The sequence below is a fragment of the Roseateles sp. GW821-FHT02E12 genome, from assembly GCF_059421665.1.
In genome coordinates, this window is record NZ_JBWKVK010000001.1 from 1,004,812 (window position 1) to 1,024,316 (window position 19,505).

Below are 19,505 nucleotides of genomic sequence, written 5' to 3' on the forward strand. Positions count from 1 at the left end.
GCTCAATCCAGGAAGGTCCAGGTGTCCGCGCCATCGAACCGGCGCACCTGGACGGTCTCCAGCAGCCGCGGATCGAAGTTGTTCAGGTTCACGCCGTGCCGCGCGCCTGCCGTCGGCACCAACGGCTCCCAATGTGTCGCGCACCCGCAGTGGGCGCAGCGCACGGTGCGCAGCGTCTTGTCACCCCAGACGTACTCGGCCGTGTGCTCAGGGTGCCCTTCGATCTTCACCGTGCCGAACTCGTAATAGGTCCACAGGCCACCAAGGCGGCGGCACAGCGAACAGTTGCATTTCGTCGCCTTCTCCGGCGCGAAGGGCAGGGTGAGGCGCACGGCGCCGCAGTGGCAGGCACCTTGGAGCAGGGATTCATCCATGGCGTGGTTCCTTGGTTCAACGGGCTGAGCGGGCAGCCTGCTCGCGCAGCTCTGCCAGGCCGGACAGGGCGCGCTCGGTCGACGCCTGGAGAGGGTCGTTCAGCTGCTGGCGAATCGCGAGCGCTTCCTCGAACCTGAGCTGCGCCTGATCCAGTTCGCCTTGCTCCACCAGGCTGCGACCCCAGTGCTGCAGCACGAAGGATTGCAGCCGCACCCAGCCGCCGGCGCGCGACAGTTCCAGCGCCTTGGCAAAGGCCGGGTTGGCCTGGGCGCGCTGGCCGTTGTATTGCAGCGCCGTGGCGTAGGTGTTCCAGAACCAGCCGGACTCTTCCGAGCTGGAGAACTGCTCGACGCGATCGAGCTGCGCTTGCAACAGCGGCAAGGCCTCGGCCTCGCGGCGCGCCGTGGTCAGCAGGCCGGCGAGGTCAGCGGTGCGGTCGACGAGGGCGAGGTCGTCGCCCGCCTGCAGCGCCGCCAGCTTGAGCCGGTGCTCATCAATGCGGGTTTCGAGTGCCGCGGCGTCGGGCGCGGTGAAGCGTTGGAATTCCATATCTGCAGCGAAGTTGCCCAAGCGCCCTGACGATAGCGGCGTTTCAGCGCCGCGGGCTACCGATACCGATCCAAGGCGGGCCGGGCCAGCGCGGCCAGCATGGCCACGCCGGTGTAGTGGCCGACCAGCTCGGTGATCTCGATCAGCGCCGCTTCGTCGAAGTGGCCACGCAGCCCGGCCCAGGTCGCATCGTCGACGTCCAGGCGCTGCACGAGGCCATCGATGAGCCGGAAGACGGCGAGCAGTTCCGGCGCCCACAGCGCCGCATCGGGCGTGGCCACGCGCAGGTCCGCAATCTGCGCATCGCTCAGGCCCATGCGCCGCGAGATCGTCTGCTCGTGCAGGTTGAACTCGTAGTCGCAGCGCGCCGCGGCACAGGTGCGCAGGATGATGGCTTCGCGCAGCGCGGGTGCCAGGCGCCTGCGGTCCGCCAGGCCGGTGGGGCCGAGGAAGCCGCTGTCCACCATCTCCTTGAACAGCTCGCCGTGGCGGGCCACGGTCAGGAAGATCTGCGGCGGTGGCAGGCCGGCGGGCAGCAGGCGGTTCATGCGCTCGGCCAGGTCGGGCGGCAGCGGCAGCGTTTGCGGGGCGATTCGGGGCGTGGGGGCTGTGGCGTTGTTCATGCTTCGAAATCAGAAGCGTTGCGGTGGGCGAACTCTAGCCGGAGTTGCTTCTAAAATCAAAGCATGACGACAAAACGCCTGGCGCGACTGGCCGCGGCCGACGCGCCCCCTTCGGGGAAGGACGCACTCAACGCCGCGCTGGAGCTCTTCCACCGCCGCTGGACGCTGCGCATCCTGTGGGAGCTGCGTGCCGAGGACGCGAGCCTGAACTTCCGCGCGCTGCAGGCCGCCTGCGGCGATCTGTCGGCCTCGGTGCTGAACCAGCGGCTGGCCGACTTGCGCGCGGCGCTGCTCGTGGAGCACGACACGGGCAGCGGCTACCGGCTGGCACCCCAGGGCCGCACGCTGCTGGTGGCGATGGCACCGCTGCTGAAATGGGCGCCGCAGTGGGCGCACGATGTCCAACGAACCACCCAGGCCTCATGACTATTGCCGACGTCCCCAGCCCGATTGACCTGCGCTCCATGGCCGACGCGCGCGAATGGGCGGCCACGGCCCTGAGCAAGCGGCCCTGGCGGGTCGAGTTCTTCACCCGCTTTGCCGACGAATTGGCCGCGCGCGCGGCAAGCGGCTTGCGCGTCCTGGAGCTGGGCTCGGGGCCGGGCTTCCTCGCCGAGCATCTGCTTCAACGGCTGCCGCAGCTAAGTTACGTGGCCCTGGACTTCTCCGCCGCCATGCACGAGCTGGCGCGTGAGCGTCTTGGCGACAGCGCGGCGGGTGTGGTGTTCGTCGAGCGCAGCTTCCGCGACGAGGGCTGGCCGCAGGCGCTGGGCCGCTTCGACGCCGTCGTGACGAACCAGGCCGTCCACGAACTGCGCCACAAGCGCCACGCGCCTGCCCTGCATGCCCAGGTGCTGTCGTTGCTGGCACCGGGTGGGGTCTATCTCGTCTGCGATCACTTCGCCGGCGAGGGCAGCATGAGCAACGACCAGCTCTACATGACGGTCGATGAGCAGCGCCAGGCGCTGCTGGATGCCGGGTTCGGCCGTGTCGAGCCGCTGCTGTGCCGGGGTGGCCTGCTGCTGCAGCGGGCCTCGGCGAACTAGGCCGGCACACGCGCGGCCAGCCGCGCCTTCTCGATGGCGGCGATCAGCGTCTCCTCCGAGTAGGGCTTGCCGAGCAACTGGGTCACGCCGGCGGCCTGGGCCTGGGCCTGCTTGTCGTCGGAGGACGTGATCATCACGACGGGCAGGGCGGCCGTGACGGCGGCGGCGCGCACCTGGCGAGTCAGCTCGAAGCCGTCGATGCCGGGCATCTCGACGTCGGTGACCAGCAGATGCGGCCGCTCGGCGGCCATCAGCTCCAGCGCCTGCTCGCCACTCTCGGCAAGGGCCACGCGATAGCCCTGGCCGGTCAGCAGGCGGCTGATCTTGACGCGGACGATCTTGGAGTCGTCGGCGACGAGCACCAGGGTTTCGTCGGCACGCAGCTCGCGGGTGGGCTGAACGGCGGCGGCCGCTGCAGCCGCAGCAGCTTCGATAGCAGCGCGTTCGGCTTCAGCGGCCTGCTGTTCCGCCAGGCGCTCGGCGGCCGCGCGCTCGGCCTCGGCCAGTTGCAGGGCTTCGGCTTCGCGGGCCAGGCGTTCTGCCTCCAGCCGCTCCGCCTCGGCTTCCTCCCGGGCGGCCTGCTCGCGCGCCAGGCGCTCGGCTTCGGCCTGTTGTCGGGCTTGTTCCTCGGCTTGCTGTTCAGCCAGGCGCTGGGCTTCGGCCTCGCGCGCGGCGGCTTCCTGGGCGAGACGCTCCGCCTCGGCGCGCTCCTGTGCGAGGCGTTCGATTTCGGCGGCTTGGGCCGCTTCACGGGCGGCCTGTTCTTCGGCCTCGCGGGCCAGGCGCTCGGCTTCCAGCCGCTCCGCCTCGGCGCGCTGTTGCGCAACGCGTGCTGCCTCGGCTTCGCGTGCTGCCTGGGCATGTGCTTCGATGCGGGCGGTTTCCTCGCGCTCGGCGCGGGCTCGCTCGGCCTCGATGTGCTCTTCCTCGGCACGCTGCTGGGCCAGGCGTTGATGAAGACCGATCTCGACCTCGCGCAAGGCCTGGGCATCGGCCTCTTCGCGTGCGGGGTCAGCCGCGACGCGGTGGGCACGCGCGGCGTGTTCGGCCTGCTCCTGGGCGATGCGCTGGGCCTCGCGGCGCTCGGCTTCGGCGCGGGCGTTGTGCTGGCGGCGCCGGCCCAGCCAAAGCAGCAACAGCACGACGGCAGCCGCCACGGCGGCCAGGGTCCAGGTCAACAGCTCGTTCATCGTCGGGACGGAAGTGCTACATCAGAGTCGCACATCATCGCGCCAGTGAGTGTCTGCTTCGCGAACAGGCCTTTCGGCGCGTGGCCAGGTGGCGTCGTTTGTCACGCCACGGCGCGCGAGCTTCAGCGCTGCGGCGGGGGCAGCAGGCTGGCGGTGGCGATCGGGCTGTCGGGCGAGCTGTCCTCGCCGGGCACGAAAAGCGTCAGCACGACGGCCAGCACCGACACCAGGACGGTGGCGTTGAACCTGAAGCGAGCTGACGTGGCCATGCCGAGATACTGAGCCAAGTCGGCCGGCCGCGCGCCCCCTAACTCATTGGTGAATGCTGACGGCGTAGTGGCAGCAGGCTGCGCCCGCGGCGGCGTCAGCGGCCGCCGAGCGTGCGCCGGAACTGGCCCGGCGTGGCGCCCGTGGCGCCCTTGACGTGGCGGCTGAGGTGGCTGGCACCGGCGTAGCCGCAGGCGGCAGCGATGTCGGCCAGCGGCAGCGCCGTCTCGCTCAGCAGCGCGCGGGCGCGGGCCAGGCGGCGTGCGGCCACCCAGTCGTGCACGGTGCAGCCCATGGAGACGCGGAACATGCGTGCGAAATGGAATTCCGACAGATTCGCCTGGGCGGCCAGCCGTGGCAGGCTGAGGTCGGCGCTGTCCAGGTGGGCGTCGACGAATTCCAGCACGCGCCGCCGTGCGGCGCCGGCCAGGCCACCGGCCGCCCTGTCGGCGCGCTGGCGCTGCCGCGGCTGGGCGGCCTGCAGCACGAGGTGGTCCAGCGCGGCCTGGCTCAGCGTGTCGATGCGCAGGCGCTCGGCTGGGTCTTGCCAGTCCCGCGCGGCCACGCCCTGGGCCCAGGCGGCCAGCGTGGCGTCCTCGCCAAAGATGCGTTGCTCCAGCGTGATGGCGCGCGGTTCGGCGTCCAGCAGCCGCACGACGCGGTCGGCCCAGGCGTCGGCGGACAGGTAGAGGTGCACGAAGCGCAGCGGCCCGGCCACGTTCCAGCGCGACTCATGCTCGGCAGGCAGCACGCAGTGGCAGCCGGGGTGACCGGTCTCGCGCGGCGTCTCGACGAGGTGGGTGTCGTGCCCGCCCTGCAGGTAGACCGACAGCGTGTGGTGGCCGGGCCGCTGGTAGTCCATGCGGCCGCCGTGGTTGCACCACTGCACCAGGCGCAGGCCGTCGGCCAGCGCCAGCTCGCGCTCGCGGCGCGCGCTGGAGCGGCCCAGCACGTCGAAGACGGGCTGGTGATCGGTCGCGCCGGCGGTCAGATCGAGCATGCCGCGATGCTAGGGCCGATGCCCTTTTCCGTGCCGTGACGGGGTTGACGATGCGCAGGAATGTGCAATCGCGCGGCAGGTCTCGGCGTCACGATGCCGGCATGAATGCTTTGCTGTACGTGCTGGTCGTGCTCATCTGGGGCACGACGTGGATCGCCTTGAAATGGCAGCTGGGCTCCGTGCCCATCGCGCTGTCCATCGCCTACCGCTTTGGCCTCGCGGCGCTGGTGCTGTTCGCGTGGCTCATCTGGCGGCGCCAGCTCGTCGTGCCGCGCGGCAAGGCGCTGGGCTGGGTGCTGGCGCAGGGGCTGTGCCTGTTCTGCCTGAACTTCGTCTGCTTCCTGAACGCCAGCCAGACGGTGGCCAGCGGCCTCGTGGCCGTGGTGTTCTCCAGCTCGGCGCTGTGGAACGCGCTGCTGGCGCGGGTCGTGCACGGCCGCGCCATCGCGCCGCAGGTGCTGGCGGGCGGCGCCTTGGGCCTGGGTGGCCTGGTGCTGTTGTTCTGGCCCGAGATCAGCGGTGGGCATGCGAGTGCGGCCGGCCTGGCCTGGGCCTTGGGTGGCACGCTGTGCTTCTCCACGGGCAACCTGCTGTCAGCGGCACTGCAGGCCGAGGGCCTGAAGCCGGTGCAGACCAACGCCTGGGGCATGGCCGTCGGCACGGCCATCCTGACGGGCTATGCGCTGCTGGCCGGCGTGCCTTTTGCGTTCGACGCGAGTGCCCGCTACGTCGGCGCACTGCTGTATCTCGCCATTCCCGGCTCCGTCATCGGCTTCACGGCCTACCTGACGCTGGTGGGGCGCCTGGGACCGGAGCGCGCAGCCTACAGCACGGTGCTGTTCCCGGTCGTCGCGCTGAACGTGTCGGCCTGGGTTGAGGGCTATGTGTGGACGGCGCCGGCGCTGCTGGGCTTGCTGCTGGTGATGGCCGGCAACGTGCTCGTGTTCAAGCGGCGCGCTGCAGCGCAGGCTCCTCAACATCGATCCGCACCACCGCAAGCCACGTAACCACGAGCACGGCGGGCACCAGCGCCAGGAAGCCGATCTGCATGAACGCTGCCGCCCCGGCCATGGCGCCGGCGCCGAAGGCCAGCACCGGCCAGAGCAGCTTGCGCAGCCGCTCGCGCGTGCCGGGCTCGGCGCGGCCCAACGCCACGTCGGTGGCGTCGATGACGAGCTGGGTCACGTTGCCGGTCATCACCGTGTGCGGCGTCAGCTTGGCCAGCGGCAGGCGGCCGGCGGCGTTCTGCACGCCCATGGCCGCCGCGCCCAGGCAGCCGGCGAACAGAACCCAGGGCGCATCGGCCTGCTGCGCCGGCTGCGCTGCCAGGCCAGCAGCCATGAAGGCGGCCAGCAGCAGGGCCTGGGTGCCCAGCAGCCAGGGCTGGGATGAGCGCTGGCGCTTCTCGCAGGCCAGCGCAATCAGCCGCGCCAGCACCACCGCACCGATGAAGGCCGGAAACGCCAGCAGCTTGAGCAGCACGCCATGGCCGGGCCGGGCCAGCTCCGCGCCGATCAGCACGAAGTTGCCGGTGACGTGGGCCGTGAACAGGCCGAACAGGGCGACGAAGCCCAGCGTGTCGACATAGCCCGCCACGGCGGCGAGCAGCGGGGTGGCGCGAGCGGGTGACAGCGCCATGATCAGAAGGCGAAGCAGCTGCAGCCCAGCGCTCCCCAGAAGCCGCGCACGTCTCGTGCCGGAGTTTCACGAGCCAGGGCCGCGCCGTGGGCATGGGCGTGAACGCCACAGGCGCTGGCGCACAGGCAGTCGGCGCTGACCGACTTGAGGCGGCGGTAGTGGCCCGGTACGGTGGCGACGGGCGACCAGCTCGGCAGCACGGGCAGGGCCGGTGGGTCGAGGTCGCGGAACTTTTCGGCCGCGTGCACGACGCGGCCGCCCACGACGGTCAGCACCGACTCGATGCCGCCGATCTCGTCTTCCGGCACGCGCAGGTAGTCGGCCGACAGCACGGCCAGGTCGGCCAGCTGGCCCACCTGGAGGCGGCCCTTCTTGCCCTGTTCGCTGGAGAACCAGGCGCTGCCGGCCGTCCACAGCTCCAGCGCGGCTTCGCGGCTCAGCCGCTGCGCACCGGGGTAGAGCGTCAGCCCACCGACCGTGCGGCCGGTGACCAGCCAGCTCAGCGCCGTCCAGGGGTTGTAGCTGGCCACGCGGGTGGCGTCCGTGCCGCCGCCCACCGGCACGCCCATCTCCAGCATGCGGGCCACGGGTGGCGTCTGTTCGGCCGCCTTGGCGCCGTAGCGTTCGACGAAGTACTCGCCCTGGAAGGCCATGCGGTGCTGGATGGCGATGCCGCCGTTGAGGGCCTTGACCCGCTCGATGTTGCGCGTGCTGATGGTCTCGGCGTGGTCGAACATCCAGTGCAGGCCGTCGAAGGGGATGTCGCGGTTGACCTTCTCGAACACGTCCAGCATGCGCGAGATGGACTCGTCGTAGGTGGCATGCAGGCGGAACGGCCAGCGGTGCTCGACGAGGTGGCGCACGACGGCTTCGAGCTGGCCTTCCATGTCGGGCGCGAGCTCGGGGCGGGGTTCGAGGAAGTCCTCGAAGTCGGCCGCCGAGAACACCAGCATCTCGCCGGCGCCGTTGTGGCGCAGGAAGTCGCTGCCGTCACCCGGCTTGACCTGTGAGGTCCAGCTCTTGAAGTCGTCCAGCTCCATGCCCTTGCGCTGGGTGAACAGGTTGTAGGCGATGCGCACGGTGAGCTGGCCCTCGTCGGCGAGCTTCTGGATGATCTGGTAGTCGTCCGGGTAGTTCTGGAAGCCGCCGCCGGCGTCGATGGCGCTGGTCACGCCCAGGCGGTTCAGCTCGCGCATGAAGCGGCGCGTGGAGTTGATCTGCGCCTCGGGCTCCAGCTTCGGGCCCTTGGCGAGCGTCGCGTACAGCAGCATCGCGTTGGGCCGGGCGATCAGCAGGCCGGTGGGGTTGCCGGCCGCGTCGCGCTGGATCTCGCCGCCCGGCGGGTTGGGCGTGTCGCGGGTGTAGCCCACCGCGCGCAGCGCCGCGGCGTTGAGCAGCGCGCGGTCGTACAGGTGCAGGATGAAGACGGGCGTGTCGGGCGCGGCGGCGTTGATCTCGGCCAGCGTGGGCATGCGGCGTTCGGCGAACTGGAACTCGGTCCAGCCGCCCACCACGCGCACCCACTGCGGGTGCGGCGTGCGCTGCGCCTGGGCCTTGAGCATGGCCAGCGCGTCGGCCAGCGACGGCACGCCTTCCCAGCGCAGTTCGAGGTTGTAGTTCAGGCCGCCGCGGATCAGGTGCAGGTGGCTGTCGTTCAGGCCCGGAATGGCGCGGTGGCCTTGCAGGTCGACGACGCGGGTGGCCGGGCCGGCCTGGCGCATCACGTCGGCGCGGTCGCCGATGGCGCTGAAGACGCCGTCGGTGATGGCCACGGCCTCGGGGTTGGGCACGGCGCGGTCCAGCGTCGTGAAGCGGCCGTTGACGAAGATCAGGTCGGCGGGCATGGGGTCACTCCTGGCTGTTGTCTTTGAGTATGGTTTGGAGCGACTGCCCCTGAATCACCCTTTTGGCCAGGGGAACAGCCTGCTCTCCGGCCAGGATGCCCAGCAGACCGATCAGCGCAATGACCGGCGGCGCCGGTGAACGCACGTTGATCAGGCCGTAAATCACGCCGACCAGCAGGCCGGCACCGAGGGACAAGAGGTAGACCTTCATGGTGCCGGCTCCTGGCTGTGGGTGGCGTGCTCAGCCTTCGTGGCCGCCAAACATCGTCTGCGCGTAGGTGATGCCCAGGCCGTAGGCGCCGCCCAGCTTCTTGGCGATGCCGGTGGTCTGCTCATAGGTCTCGGTGCGGGCCCAGTCGCGCTGCAGCTCCAGCAGGTATTGCACCGACGTGATCGGGCGGGCGCCGGCCTGGATCATGCGTTGCATGGCGCGCTCATGCGCTTCGGCGGACACGTCGCCTGAGGCGTCGGCGACGACATAGGCCTCGAAGCCTTGGTCGATGGCCGACAGCACCGGGCCGACGATGCAGACCGAGGTCCACAGGCCGGCGAAGACGATGCGGCCTTTGCCGATGCGGTTCACTTCCTTGATGACGTTGACGTCTTCCCAGGTGTTCATCGACGTGCGGTCGATGGCGGCCTGGCCGGGGAAGGCCGCCTTGATCTCGTCGAACATCGGGCCGGAGAAGCTCTTCTCGGCCACCGTCGTCAGGATGGTGGGCACCTTGAACTCGGCCGCGGCGTGGGCCACCAGGCCGGCGTTGTTGCGCAGCAGCGTGGCGTCGATGGAGTGGGTGGCGAAGGCCATCTGCGACTGGTGATCGATCAGGATCAGCGCGTGGTCGGTCGGGTTCAGCAGGGACTTGGCGGGTTGGGCAATGGCGGTGGGCATGGCGATCTCCTGAAGTTGGTCAAAAAATTGAACTGCGAGCTGCCTTCGGGAATTCCTCAGGCGTGTCGCTACTCTAGGCAGACCGCCTCGGTGAAGATAGCGATGCTTTCTCATCGACTTCATCAAATAATCTGACCAATGAAACTGAGCCTGGAAGTGTTGCTGGTGCTGGACGCCATCGACCGCCGCGGCAGCTTCGCGGCGGCGGCCGAGGAGCTGCACCGCGTCAGCTCGGCCATCAGCTACCAGGTGCAGAAGCTCGAGTCCGACCTCGGCGTGACGCTGTTCGACCGTAGCGGCCACCGCGCCGTGCTGACGCCGACCGGCCGGCTCATGGTGGACGACGGCCGCCAGCTGCTGCGGGCGGCCCAGGCGCTGGAGGTGCGTGCGCTGCGCATGGAGCGCGGCTGGGAGACGACGCTGCGTATCGCGGTGGACGTGACCGTGCCCTTCGCGCTGCTGGTGTCAGAGGCCGCGCGCTTTGCGAGCGACCACCCCGAGACGGAATTGCGCTTCAGCCGCGAGGTGCTTGGGGGGCTGCTGGGATGCGCTCGTCACGCGCCGGGCCGACCTGGCCGTGGGCGCGGTGGGCGAGCCGCCGGCGGGCGTGGGCCTGTCGGTGCGGCCGCTGGGCGAGCTGGAGGTGGCCTTCTGCGTGGCGCCGGGTCACCCGCTGGCCGACGCGCCCGAGCCGCTGACCTGGGAGCAGATCCAGCCGCATCGCGTCGTCAGCATGGCGGACAGCTCGCACCGCCTGCCGGCGCGCAGCCTCAACGTGGCGGCCGGCCAGCCGGCGCTGAGCGTGCCCGACCTGGATGCCAAGCTGCAGGCCCAGCTCGCCGGCCTGGGCTGCGGCCACCTGCCGCGTTGCATCGCCCAGCCGCACCTGGACGCGGGCCGGCTGCGCTGCAAGAGCCTGGCCGAGGCCCGGCCGCCGCAGCGCTTTCACCTGGCCTGGCGCACGGCGGACAACGGGCCGGCCTTGAGCTGGTGGCGGGACCGGCTGAACCGGCCAGATTTCATCTCGGCCGAGGTGATTGCCGCGCAGCTTTGATTGCCGCCCAGCGCTGGTCAGGCCTTCTTGCGCTCCAGCAGCGCCATCGCCTCACCCACCAGCCCGCGCCGGAAGGCCAGCACGCAGACGATGAAGATCAGCCCGGTGACCAGGCTGACCGACTCGCCCAGGCTGTTGAACCAGGCAATGCCGGTCAGCTCGCCCAGCCAGTTGCCGAAGTCGCCGATCTTGTTCTCCAGCGCGATGATGACCAGCGCGCCCACCATGGGCCCGACGAGCGTGCCCATGCCGCCCACCAGCGTCATCAGGATGACGAGGCCGGAGGTGGTCCAGATCGCATCGGTCAGCGTGGCGAAGCCCAGCACCAGCGTCTTGGTGGAGCCCGCCAGGCCCGCCAGCGCGGCCGACAGCACGAAGGCCAGCAGCTTGAAGTGGCCGGTGTCGTAGCCCAGCGACGTGGCACGCGCCTCGTTCTCGCGGATGGATGTCAGCACCTGGCCGAACGGCGAGTGGACGATGCGGTAGATGAGCCAGAAGGCGGCGATGAAGATGCCCAGCACGACGTAGAACAGCGTCAGGTCGCTCGTCAGGTCCAGGCCGAGGAAGTGGCCGCGCGGTACCGACTGCAGCCCGTCTTCCCCGCCGGTGAACGGCGCCTGCAGGAAGAAGAAGTACAGCATCTGCGCCAGCGCCAGCGTGATCATCGAGAAGTAGATGCCCGAACGGCGGATGGCCAGCAGGCCGAACAGCAGGCCCACGCCGCCCGCGCCCAGCATGCCGACGATCAGCCCGACCGGCGTCGGCAGGCCCCAGACCTTGAGCGCATGGCCGGTTACGTAGGCCGCCGTACCCAGGAAGGCCGCGTGGCCGAAGGACAGCAGGCCGGTGAAGCCGACGAGCAGGTTGAAGGCGCACGCGAACAGCGCGTAGCAGAGCACCTTCATGACGAAGACGGGATAGACGCCGAACGCTGGCAGCAGCGCGATGGCGACGAAGAGCGCGGCGTAGCCGAGGACTTTCTTGTTCATTTCTCTTTTCCGAACAAGCCAGCCGGGCGCACCAGGAGGACGATGGCCATGACGACGAAGACAACCGTGTTGGACGCTTCGGGGTAGACCACCTTGGTCAGCCCCTCGACGATGCCCAGGCCCAGGCCGGTCAGGATGGAGCCGAGGATGGAGCCCATGCCGCCGATCACGACGACCGCGAACACCACGATGATGAGGTTGGTGCCCATCAGCGCCGACACCTGCAGGATGGGCGCGGCCAGCACGCCCGCGAAGGCGGCCAGTGCCACGCCGCCCGCGTAGGTCAGCGTGACCATCAGCGGCACGTTGATGCCGAAGGCCTGCACGAGCTTGGGGTTCTCGGTACCGGCGCGCAGCTTGGCGCCCAGCGAGGTCTTCTCGATCAGCGCCCACACCGCGAAGCAGACGATCAACGAAGCTACGACCACCCAGGCTCGGTAGTTGGGCAGGATCATGAAGCCGAGGTTGGTGGCGCCCTGTAGCGCGTCCGGCACTTGATAAGGCTGGCCCGACACGCCGTAGACCGAGCGGAACACACCCTCGATGACGAGGGTGATGCCGAAGGTCAGCAGCAGGCCATAGAGGTGATCCAGCTTGTAGAGCCACTGCAGCATCGTGCGCTCGATGACGATGCCGACCAGGCCGACGGCAAAAGGCGCGAGACCGAGCATGAGCCAGTAGTTCAGCCCCAGGTATTCCAGCCCCATCCAGGCGAAGAAGGCCCCCATCATGTACAGCGCCCCGTGGGCGAAGTTGATGATGTTGAGCATGCCGAAGATGACCGCCAGGCCCAGGGACAGCATCGCGTAGAACGAGCCGTTCACCAGGCCGAGCAGCAGCTGCCCCAGCAGCGCGGGCAGTGGAATACCAAAGATCTCAGTCATCGCGCCCTCAGAGGATCACTTCTTCACCAGCGGGCACTTGCTGTCGGCCAGCTTGGTGAACGCCTCGTCGCCGGGGATGCGGGTCACGACCTTGTAGTAGTCCCACGGCTCGGTCGATTCCTTGGCCGACTTCACCTGCATCAGGAACATGTCGTGGATGCCGCGGCCGTCTTCCTTGCGGATGGTGCCGGTCGTGTAGAAGTCCTTGATCGGCAGCTCCTTCATCTTGGCGATGACCTTGTCGGCGTCGTCGGTCTTGCCCGCTTCGACGGCCTTCAGGTAGTGGGTCACGGCCGAGTAGTCGGCGGCCTGCAGCGACGAGGGCATGCGCTTCATCTTCTCGAAGAAGCGGCGGCTCCAGGCGCGGGCTTCCGGCGTCTGGTTCCAGTACCAGGAGTCGGTCAGGTACATGCCCTCGGTGGTCTTCAGGCCCAGCGAGTGCACGTCGTTGATGAACATCAGCAGGCCGGCGAGCTTCATGCTCTTGGTGATGCCGAACTCGTTGGCCGCCTTGATCGTGTTGATCGTGTCGCCCCCGGCATTGGCCAGGCCCAGGATCTGCGCGCCCGAGCCTTGGGCCTGCAGCAGGAAGCTGGAGAAGTCGCTCGCGTTCAGCGGGTGCTTGACGCTGCCCTTGACCGTGCCGCCGCTCTTGGCCACGACGGACGCCGTGTCGGCCTGCAGCGCCGCGCCGAAGGCGTAGTCGGCCGTCAGGAAGAACCAGGTCTTGCCGCCGCTCTTGGTCACCGCGGCACCCGTGCCGTTGGCCAGGGCCACGGTGTCGTAGGCGTAGTGGATGGTGTAGGGCGTGCAGTTGGCGTTCGTCAGTGCCGAGCTGCCGGCGCCGATGGAGATGAAGGGCTTCTTCTTCTCGGCCGCGACGGTGGCCATCGCCAGGTTGGCGCCGGAGTTGGTGCCGCCGATCAGCAGGTCCAGGCCCTGCGTGTCCATCCACTCGCGCGCCTTGGCCGAGGCGACGTCGGCCTTGTTCTGGTGGTCGGCAAAGATGAACTCGATCTTCTTGCCGGCGGTCACGCCCTTCAGGTCGGCAATCGCCATCTTGATGGCCTCGACGCCACCGGCACCGTCGATGTCCGCGTAGACGCTGGACATGTCGGTCAGGAAACCGATCTTGATGACGTCGCCGGAGATCTGCGCATGGGCAGCAAGGCCGCAGGCAGCGAGGGTGGCGGCAATGAGAGTCTTTTTCATGGTTGTCTCCAGTGATGTGTCGGGTTAGACGCTGAGCAGCTCGTCCATCTTGGCCTGGTGGGCCGGTAGGTCGGCTGCGGGAAAGGACAGCACGACTTCGCCGTGCTCGATGACGATGAAATGGTCGGCCAGCGGCGCGGCGAAGCGGAAGTTCTGCTCCACCATGACGATGGTGAAGCCCTGGCTCTTCAGCGCGCGGATCATGCGGGCCAGGGCCTGGACGATGACGGGCGCCAGGCCCTCGGAGATCTCGTCCAGCAAGAGGATGTCGGCTCCCGTGCGCAGGATGCGCGCGACGGCCAGCATCTGCTGCTCGCCGCCCGACAGCCGCGTGCCGGGGCTGTTCCTGCGCTCCGCGAGGTTGGGGAACATCGCGTAGATCTCGGCCTCGCTCATGACCTTGCCACGCTTGGCCTTCAGCACCGGCGGCAGGCGCAGGTTCTCTTCGGTCGACAGGCTCGCGAAGATGCCGCGCTCCTCGGGGCAGTAGCCCAGGCCCAGCTGGGCGATGCGGTGGGTGGAGAGGTTGACGGTCTCTTCACCGTGGATCTTGATCGAGCCCTTGCGTGCGCCGGTCAGGCCCATGATGGCGCGCAGCGTCGTCGTGCGGCCCGCGCCGTTGCGGCCCAGCAGCGTGATGACCTGGCCGGGCTGCACGCTCAAGGACAGGCCGTGCAGGATGTGGCTCTCGCCGTACCAGGCGTGGAGGTTGGTGATCTCGAGGGCAGGTGTTGCCATCAATGTGCTCCCTGCAGCTCGGTCGCCTCGGTGCCCATGTAGGCCTCGAGAACCGCGGGGTGCTTGGACACCGTCGCGTAGTCGCCCTCGGCCAGCACGGCGCCGCGGGCCAGCACGGTGATGCGGTCGGCAATGCTGGCCACGACTTTCATGTTGTGCTCCACCATCAGCACCGTGCGGCCTTCGGCCACGCGCTTGATGAGGGCCGTCACACGGTCCACGTCTTCGTGGCCCATGCCTTGCGTCGGTTCGTCCAGCAGCATCAGCTGCGGCTCCATGGCCATGGTGGTGGCAATCTCCAGCGCGCGCTTGCGGCCATAAGGCAGGTCGCCGGCCTTGACGCCGGCCATGTCGCGCAGGTCAACGAGCTCCAGCAGCGACAGCACCTTGGCGTCCAGCGTCTTCAGGCCGGTGAGCCCCTTCCAGAAATGGAAGCTCGTGCCGGTGAAACGCTGCAGGCCGATGCGCACGTTCTCCAGCACGGTCAGGTGCGGGAACACCGCCGAGATCTGAAACGACCGGATGACGCCGCGCCTTGCGATCTGCGCCGATGTCTCGCCGGTGATGTCGGTGCCCGCAAGCACGATGCGCCCGCGCGTCGGCGTCAGGAACTTGGTCAGCAGGTTGAAGCAGGTCGTCTTGCCTGCACCGTTGGGGCCGAGCAGCGCATGGATGTGGCCGCGCTGCACGCGCAGGTTGACCGAGTCCACAGCCGTGAAGCCTTTGAACTCTTTGGTCAGATCCTGGGTCTCGAGGATGAATTCGCTCATGGACTTCCGGGTTAGCTGCGCGACTCTAGGCCTTGAAGCATGACGCTGGCTTACGGGCATTCACGGGGTTTGGCCCGCGGAGAGGAAACGTTCGATGAGGCCGATCTGCTCGGGCGTGTTCAGCGCCGGTGCGTGGCCGCAGCCGGGGATGAGCGCGACCGCCGCACGAGGGCCGCGCTCGCGCATGGCCTGCGCCGTCTCCGCGGTCAGCAGCGTCGAGTCCTCGCCGCGCAGGCAGAGCACGGGCAGGTCGAGCTGGTCCCAGGCGTCCCACAGCAGATAGTCCTCGGGATGGTGCTCGAACTGCTCGGCCATGGCGGGGTCGTAGTGCGTGGTCACGCGGCCGTCGGGCAGGCGGCGCAGCGAGGTCTCGGTGAGGTGGCGCCACTGCGTGTCCGTCAGATGGCCGAAGCTGGCGTAGATCTCGCGGAAGTAGCTCTCCAGCTCGCTCACCGTCGAGAAGCTCGGTGGCTGGCCGGCATAGCTCTTGATGCGCGCCAGCGCCGGTGCGGCCAGCTCGGGGCCGTTGTCGTTCAGCACCAGGCGCTTGATGCGGCCGCGCAGCTTGGTGGCGGCGGCCAGCGTGCCGATGGCGCCGCCCATGGACGTGCCGACCCAATGCACCTTGTCGAGGCTCAGCTGATCCAGCAAGGACTCCGCCTGGTCAACGTAGAACTCCAGGCAGTATTCGTTGGCCGGGGAGATCGCCCATTGCGACAGGCCGCGGCCCAGGGTGTCGGGGCAAACGACATGCCAGCGCGCGCTGAGGGCGGCGGCGAAGTCGTCGAAGTCGCGGCTGCTGCGCGCCAGGCCATGCCAGGCGATGACGGTCGGCGCCGCCGGGTCGCCCCACTCGGTTAAATGGATCTCGCGACCCAGGCAACTCAGGTAGCGCGATCTCATTTGTTTTTTCTCCCTCGCGTCCACGCCGCCAGCCGCAGCCGCCCGACGATGCCGCCGGGGAAGTGATAGACGGCCAGCACGAACAGCAGGCCCAGCCACAGCAGCCAGCGGTCGGGTGAGACCAGCGTGCTGACGACCGGCACGCCCTCGACCAAGCTGCCCGCCCACTTCAGCAGCGCCTGCAGATAGTTCTGCGCGACGATGAAGAGCACGCTGCCGATGACCGCGCCATAGACCGTGCCCATGCCGCCGATGACGACGATGAGCAGCAGGTCCAGCATGATCTCCATGCTCATGGCCGTCTCGGGGCCGGTGTAGCGCAGCCACAGCGCCAGCAGCGCGCCGCCGCAGCAGGCCAGCAGGGCCGCGACGATGTTGGCGCCGGTGCGATAGACGACGGTCCGGTAGCCGATGGCCTCGGCCCGGAACTCGTTCTCGCGGATGGCCTGCAGCACGCGGCCGAAGGGCGAGTTGACGATGCGCAGCAGCAGTGCAATCAGTGCCGTGACGGCGACGAAGAGCAGGTAGTAGGTCAGCAGCCGGCCGTCGAGCATGACGCCCAGGAACGGGTCGTCCATGAACTCGGTCGACGGCCGCAGCACCTCGGGCAACTGGAAGTTCAGGCCGTCCTCACCGCCGGTGAAATCGGAGAGCTGCGAGGCCAGCGTCATGAAGGCCGACGCCACGGCCAGCGTGATCATCGCGAAGAAGATGGCCTTCACGCGCAGGCTGGCCAGGCCCATCGCCAGCGCCAGCACGGCGCTCAAGAGCAGGGCGGCGACGAAGCCGATGCCCAGCGATGTCCAGTCCGACCCCAGCCGCGCCGAGGCGATCGCGATGCCGTAGGCGCCGATGCCGACGAACATCGTGTGCGCAAAGCTGACGATGCCGGTGTAGCCCAGCAGCAGGTCGTAGCTGGCCACGAGCAGGATGAACACGAGGATCTTGGCCGCGACATTCAGCGCCTGCGTGCCGGGGAAGATGAACGGCGCACCGGCCAGACCGACGAGGCAGGCCAGCAGCAGCACGGCGAGCAGCTTGCTGCGTGGCAGGTCATGCGAAAGCAAGGCGCGGATCATTTCGCACCCACCGGATAGAGGCCTTGCGGGCGCCACAGCAGGATGGCCACCATCAACCCGATGTTGGAGAACAGCGCGGCCTTGGGTGCGATGAAGCCCACGTAGTTGGCGACGAGACCCACCAGCAGCGCGCCGATCAGGCAGCCCACCGTCGACCCCAGGCCGCCAATGATGATGACGATGAAGATCAGCAGGTTCACCTGCCCGCCGATCTGTGGCGTGACGCCCTGCTGCACCAGGCCCCACAGCACGCCGCCCAGCCCGGCAAGCGCCGAGCCGGCGACGAACACGCCCACGAACAGCCGCCGCACGCGATAGCCCAGCGCCTCGACCATCTCGCGATCCTGCACGCCGGCGCGGATCAGCAGGCCGATCTTGGTGCGGTTCAGCACCAGCAGCAGCGCGATGAGCACGACCAGGCCGATGACCATGGCCAGCACGCGGAACTTCTCGACCGCGACATCGCCGAGCAGAAAGATGCCGCGCAACGCATCGGGCAGTGGCAGCGGGATCAGCTGCGCACCCCAGGTGGCCTTGATCAGCTCCTCGCCAATGATCATGCCGCCCATCGTGATGAGGATCTGCTTCAGATGCTGGCCGTAGACCGGCCGCACCAGCACGCGCTCGAAGACGACGCCCACAGCCGCCGCGATGGCCATGCCGGCCAGGCAGGCGGCGGCAAGTGCGGCGAGGTTGGAGGCGACATCGGGGCTGGTGGCCCAGGGCGCGAGGAAGGCGAGCACGGTGGTTGCCGTGAAGGCGCCCAGCGCGATGAACACGCCGTGGCCGAAGTTCAGCACGTCCATCAGGCCGAACACCAGCGTCAGGCCCGAGGCGATGACGAAGATGATCAGGCCCATGGCCAGGCCGGCCAGCGTCAGGTTCAACCAGGTGCTGGCGCTGCCCGTGAGGGGCAGGGCCAGCAGCATCAGTGCGGCGAGCAGCGCGAGGGGGCGGGGGTCGAGCTTCGTCATTGGTGCGCTGCCAGGGAGAGGCCCAGCAGCCGCTGCTGCAGGCTGGAGTCTTCGATCAGCTCGCGCATCGCGCCGCGGTGCACGATGCGGCCGTCGTCCATCACCGCCACCTTGTCGCCCAGCTCGGCGGCAACGCGGAAGTTCTGCTCCACCAGCAGCACGGTCGTCTGCGAGGTCTTCTTCAATTCGCGCAGCGCCGTGATGAGGTTCTGCACGATGGCCGGTGCCAGGCCCTTGCTCGGTTCGTCGATGACCAGCAGCTCGCGCGGTTCGATCATGGCGCGGGCAATGGCCAGCATCTGCTTCTGGCCGCCGCTGAGCTTGCCGGCCGGGTGCTGCCAGAAGGTCTTCAGCGCGGGGAAGAGGCCGAACAACCATTCCAGGCGTTGTGCGTCCAGGTCGCCTAACCGCTTGGCAGAGCGGGCCGCCAGCAGCAGGTTCTCGGCCACGCTCAGCTCGCCGAAGATGCCCATGGTCTCGGGCACGTAGGCGATGCCGCGCGATGCGATGTCGGGCGTGGCCAGCTGGGTGATGTCTTCGCCCTTGAAGTGCACCGAGCCGCTGCTGGCCGTCCACAAGCCCATCAGCGTGCGCAGCGTGCTGGTCTTGCCAGCGCCGTTGCGGCCCAGCAGCATGGTCACCTGGCCAGCGGGCACTTCGAGGTCCACGCCGTGGAGGATGTGATACGCCCCGACGTGCGTGTGCACGCCCTTCAGCTCGAGCAGGTTCATGCTGCCACCCCGAGGTAGGCTTCTTGCACGATGGGTGAGGCGATAACGGTGGCGGGGTCGCCGTCGGCCACCAGCTTGCCCTGATGCAGCACGATGATGCGGTCCGCCAGTTCGCGCACGACATCCATCTTGTGTTCCACCAAGAGCAGCGTGTGCTTCTTCTCGGCCTTCAGCGCGCGGATCAAATCGAGCACGACGGGCACCTCGTCCACGCTCATGCCGGCCGTCGGTTCGTCGAAGAGGTAGACCTTCGGATCCAGCGCGATCAGCATCGCCACCTCCAGCTTGCGTTGGTCGCCATGCGGCAGGCTGGCGGCGAGGTCGTCGGCGCGCGAGGCCAGGCGCACGCGCTCCAGGATGGCCCGCGCCTCGTCGATCAGCTCCTTGTGCGACAGCCACACCGACAACATGCGCAGCCCCTTGCCATGCCTTGCCTGCACCGCCAGCCGCACGTTCTCCAGCACCGTCAGGTGCGCGAACAGCTGCGTCAGCTGGAAGGCTCGTCCGAGTCCGCGGCGCGTGCGCACCGGTGCGGGCAGCTGGGTCAGGTTCTCGCCATCCAGCCACACCTCGCCGCTGCTCGCGGGCAGCTGGCCCGAGATCAGGTTGAAGTAGGTCGTCTTGCCCGCACCGTTGGGGCCGACGATGGCCGTCAGCGTGCCGGGCTGGAAGGCGCACGACACGCCGTCGACGGCCACATGGCCGCCGAAGCGGATCGTCAGGTTCTTGGTTTCGAGCACGGGCCGT

General features: G+C 68.7%; 23 protein-coding genes and 2 pseudogenes. 5 read left to right on the plus strand and 20 right to left on the minus strand.

Going from position 1 to position 19,505, the window contains the following annotated elements:
- Positions 1-2: 2 nt before the first annotated feature.
- From AC07V5_RS04810 to AC07V5_RS04820, 3 genes are read right to left on the minus strand one after another with little or no spacing between them, the layout of a single operon-like run.
- Positions 3-374, minus strand: a complete 372-nt coding sequence (locus AC07V5_RS04810) for a GFA family protein (RefSeq protein ID WP_495114477.1) — start codon at positions 372-374, stop codon at positions 3-5.
- A 16-nt stretch (positions 375-390) separates the two neighbouring features.
- The gene (locus AC07V5_RS04815) at positions 391-924 is read right to left on the minus strand and encodes a hypothetical protein (RefSeq protein ID WP_495114478.1); all 534 of its coding nucleotides are present in this window, start codon (positions 922-924) and stop codon (positions 391-393) included.
- 56 nt (positions 925-980) lie between these two features.
- Positions 981-1,547: a carboxymuconolactone decarboxylase family protein gene (locus tag AC07V5_RS04820; protein WP_495114479.1), complete on the minus strand. Its 567-nt coding sequence runs from the start codon at positions 1,545-1,547 to the stop codon at positions 981-983.
- 63 nt (positions 1,548-1,610) lie between these two features.
- Here AC07V5_RS04820 and AC07V5_RS04825 point away from each other — a divergent pair, with 63 nt between their 5' ends.
- Complete coding sequence (locus tag AC07V5_RS04825; protein WP_495114480.1) at positions 1,611-1,973, plus strand: winged helix-turn-helix transcriptional regulator; 363 nt, start codon at positions 1,611-1,613, stop codon at positions 1,971-1,973.
- A complete protein-coding gene (locus AC07V5_RS04830; RefSeq protein WP_495114481.1) occupies positions 1,970-2,593 on the plus strand; it encodes a class I SAM-dependent methyltransferase in 624 nt (207 codons plus the stop codon). Before AC07V5_RS04825 ends, AC07V5_RS04830 begins: the two co-directional genes overlap by 4 nt.
- Here AC07V5_RS04830 and AC07V5_RS04835 read toward each other — a convergent pair.
- From AC07V5_RS04835 to AC07V5_RS04845, 3 genes are all read right to left on the minus strand, one after another.
- Entirely contained in the window at positions 2,590-3,783 is a 1,194-nt protein-coding gene (locus tag AC07V5_RS04835) for a response regulator (RefSeq protein WP_495114482.1), read from the minus strand. The genes AC07V5_RS04830 and AC07V5_RS04835 overlap by 4 nt on opposite strands.
- Before the next feature lie 122 nt (positions 3,784-3,905).
- A complete protein-coding gene (locus AC07V5_RS04840; RefSeq protein WP_495114483.1) occupies positions 3,906-4,052 on the minus strand; it encodes a hypothetical protein in 147 nt (48 codons plus the stop codon).
- 95 nt (positions 4,053-4,147) lie between these two features.
- Positions 4,148-5,050 (minus strand): helix-turn-helix domain-containing protein, encoded by a 903-nt coding sequence (locus tag AC07V5_RS04845; RefSeq protein ID WP_495114484.1) that lies wholly within the window; start codon positions 5,048-5,050, stop codon positions 4,148-4,150.
- A 101-nt stretch (positions 5,051-5,151) separates the two neighbouring features.
- On the opposite strand from AC07V5_RS04845, the gene AC07V5_RS04850 reads away from it, so the two are divergent.
- Positions 5,152-6,057 carry a DMT family transporter gene (locus tag AC07V5_RS04850; protein ID WP_495114485.1) on the plus strand — a complete coding sequence of 302 codons (906 nt, stop codon included), beginning with the start codon at positions 5,152-5,154 and terminating at the stop codon, positions 6,055-6,057.
- Here the strand turns inward: AC07V5_RS04850 and AC07V5_RS04855 are convergent.
- The 4 genes and pseudogenes from AC07V5_RS04855 to AC07V5_RS04870 all read right to left on the minus strand — a co-directional run bounded on the left by AC07V5_RS04855 (position 5,996) and on the right by AC07V5_RS04870 (position 9,424).
- Positions 5,996-6,688: a YoaK family protein gene (locus AC07V5_RS04855; RefSeq protein ID WP_495114486.1), complete on the minus strand. Its 693-nt coding sequence runs from the start codon at positions 6,686-6,688 to the stop codon at positions 5,996-5,998. The genes AC07V5_RS04850 and AC07V5_RS04855 overlap by 62 nt on opposite strands.
- Before the next feature lie 2 nt (positions 6,689-6,690).
- The gene (locus tag AC07V5_RS04860; protein ID WP_495114487.1) at positions 6,691-8,532 is read right to left on the minus strand and encodes an amidohydrolase; all 1,842 of its coding nucleotides are present in this window, start codon (positions 8,530-8,532) and stop codon (positions 6,691-6,693) included.
- Positions 8,533-8,563: 31 nt separating this feature from the next.
- Positions 8,564-8,743 (minus strand): annotated as a pseudogene (locus AC07V5_RS04865) (DUF1427 family protein); the annotation flags it as partial.
- Positions 8,744-8,773: 30 nt separating this feature from the next.
- Positions 8,774-9,424: a hydrolase gene (locus AC07V5_RS04870; RefSeq protein ID WP_495114488.1), complete on the minus strand. Its 651-nt coding sequence runs from the start codon at positions 9,422-9,424 to the stop codon at positions 8,774-8,776.
- 138 nt (positions 9,425-9,562) lie between these two features.
- Between AC07V5_RS04870 and AC07V5_RS04875 the strand changes: the two are divergent.
- Both AC07V5_RS04875 and AC07V5_RS04880 read left to right on the plus strand, forming a co-directional pair.
- Positions 9,563-9,694, plus strand: a pseudogene (locus AC07V5_RS04875) (LysR family transcriptional regulator); the annotation flags it as partial.
- A 259-nt stretch (positions 9,695-9,953) separates the two neighbouring features.
- Complete coding sequence (locus AC07V5_RS04880; RefSeq protein ID WP_495114489.1) at positions 9,954-10,478, plus strand: LysR substrate-binding domain-containing protein; 525 nt, start codon at positions 9,954-9,956, stop codon at positions 10,476-10,478.
- Positions 10,479-10,495: 17 nt separating this feature from the next.
- Here the strand turns inward: AC07V5_RS04880 and AC07V5_RS04885 are convergent, their stop codons facing one another.
- The 10 genes from AC07V5_RS04885 to AC07V5_RS04930 are packed head-to-tail and all read right to left on the minus strand — an operon-like array spanning position 10,496 to position 19,498.
- Entirely contained in the window at positions 10,496-11,467 is a 972-nt protein-coding gene (locus AC07V5_RS04885) for a branched-chain amino acid ABC transporter permease (RefSeq protein WP_495114490.1), read from the minus strand.
- A complete protein-coding gene (locus AC07V5_RS04890; protein ID WP_495114491.1) occupies positions 11,464-12,351 on the minus strand; it encodes a branched-chain amino acid ABC transporter permease in 888 nt (295 codons plus the stop codon). Before AC07V5_RS04890 ends, AC07V5_RS04885 begins: the two co-directional genes overlap by 4 nt.
- 15 nt (positions 12,352-12,366) lie before the next feature.
- Positions 12,367-13,563, minus strand: coding sequence for an ABC transporter substrate-binding protein (locus tag AC07V5_RS04895; RefSeq protein WP_495114492.1), 1,197 nt, complete (start codon positions 13,561-13,563; stop codon positions 12,367-12,369).
- A gap of 24 nt (positions 13,564-13,587) precedes the next feature.
- Positions 13,588-14,301, minus strand: a complete 714-nt coding sequence (locus AC07V5_RS04900) for an ABC transporter ATP-binding protein (protein WP_495114493.1) — start codon at positions 14,299-14,301, stop codon at positions 13,588-13,590.
- On the minus strand, positions 14,301-15,071 hold the full coding sequence (locus tag AC07V5_RS04905; RefSeq protein WP_495114494.1) for an ABC transporter ATP-binding protein: 771 nt from the start codon (positions 15,069-15,071) through the stop codon (positions 14,301-14,303). Before AC07V5_RS04905 ends, AC07V5_RS04900 begins: the two co-directional genes overlap by 1 nt.
- 60 nt (positions 15,072-15,131) lie before the next feature.
- Positions 15,132-15,974 (minus strand): alpha/beta fold hydrolase, encoded by an 843-nt coding sequence (locus tag AC07V5_RS04910; RefSeq protein WP_495114495.1) that lies wholly within the window; start codon positions 15,972-15,974, stop codon positions 15,132-15,134.
- Positions 15,971-17,053, minus strand: a complete 1,083-nt coding sequence (locus tag AC07V5_RS04915; protein WP_495114496.1) for a branched-chain amino acid ABC transporter permease — start codon at positions 17,051-17,053, stop codon at positions 15,971-15,973. Before AC07V5_RS04915 ends, AC07V5_RS04910 begins: the two co-directional genes overlap by 4 nt.
- Complete coding sequence (locus AC07V5_RS04920) at positions 17,050-18,027, minus strand: branched-chain amino acid ABC transporter permease (protein WP_495114497.1); 978 nt, start codon at positions 18,025-18,027, stop codon at positions 17,050-17,052. The genes AC07V5_RS04915 and AC07V5_RS04920 overlap by 4 nt, the downstream gene beginning before the upstream one ends.
- Positions 18,024-18,758: an ABC transporter ATP-binding protein gene (locus AC07V5_RS04925; RefSeq protein ID WP_495114498.1), complete on the minus strand. Its 735-nt coding sequence runs from the start codon at positions 18,756-18,758 to the stop codon at positions 18,024-18,026. The genes AC07V5_RS04920 and AC07V5_RS04925 overlap by 4 nt, the downstream gene beginning before the upstream one ends.
- Positions 18,755-19,498 (minus strand): ABC transporter ATP-binding protein, encoded by a 744-nt coding sequence (locus AC07V5_RS04930; RefSeq protein WP_495114499.1) that lies wholly within the window; start codon positions 19,496-19,498, stop codon positions 18,755-18,757. Before AC07V5_RS04930 ends, AC07V5_RS04925 begins: the two co-directional genes overlap by 4 nt.
- Between the last annotated feature and the right edge of the window lie 7 nt (positions 19,499-19,505).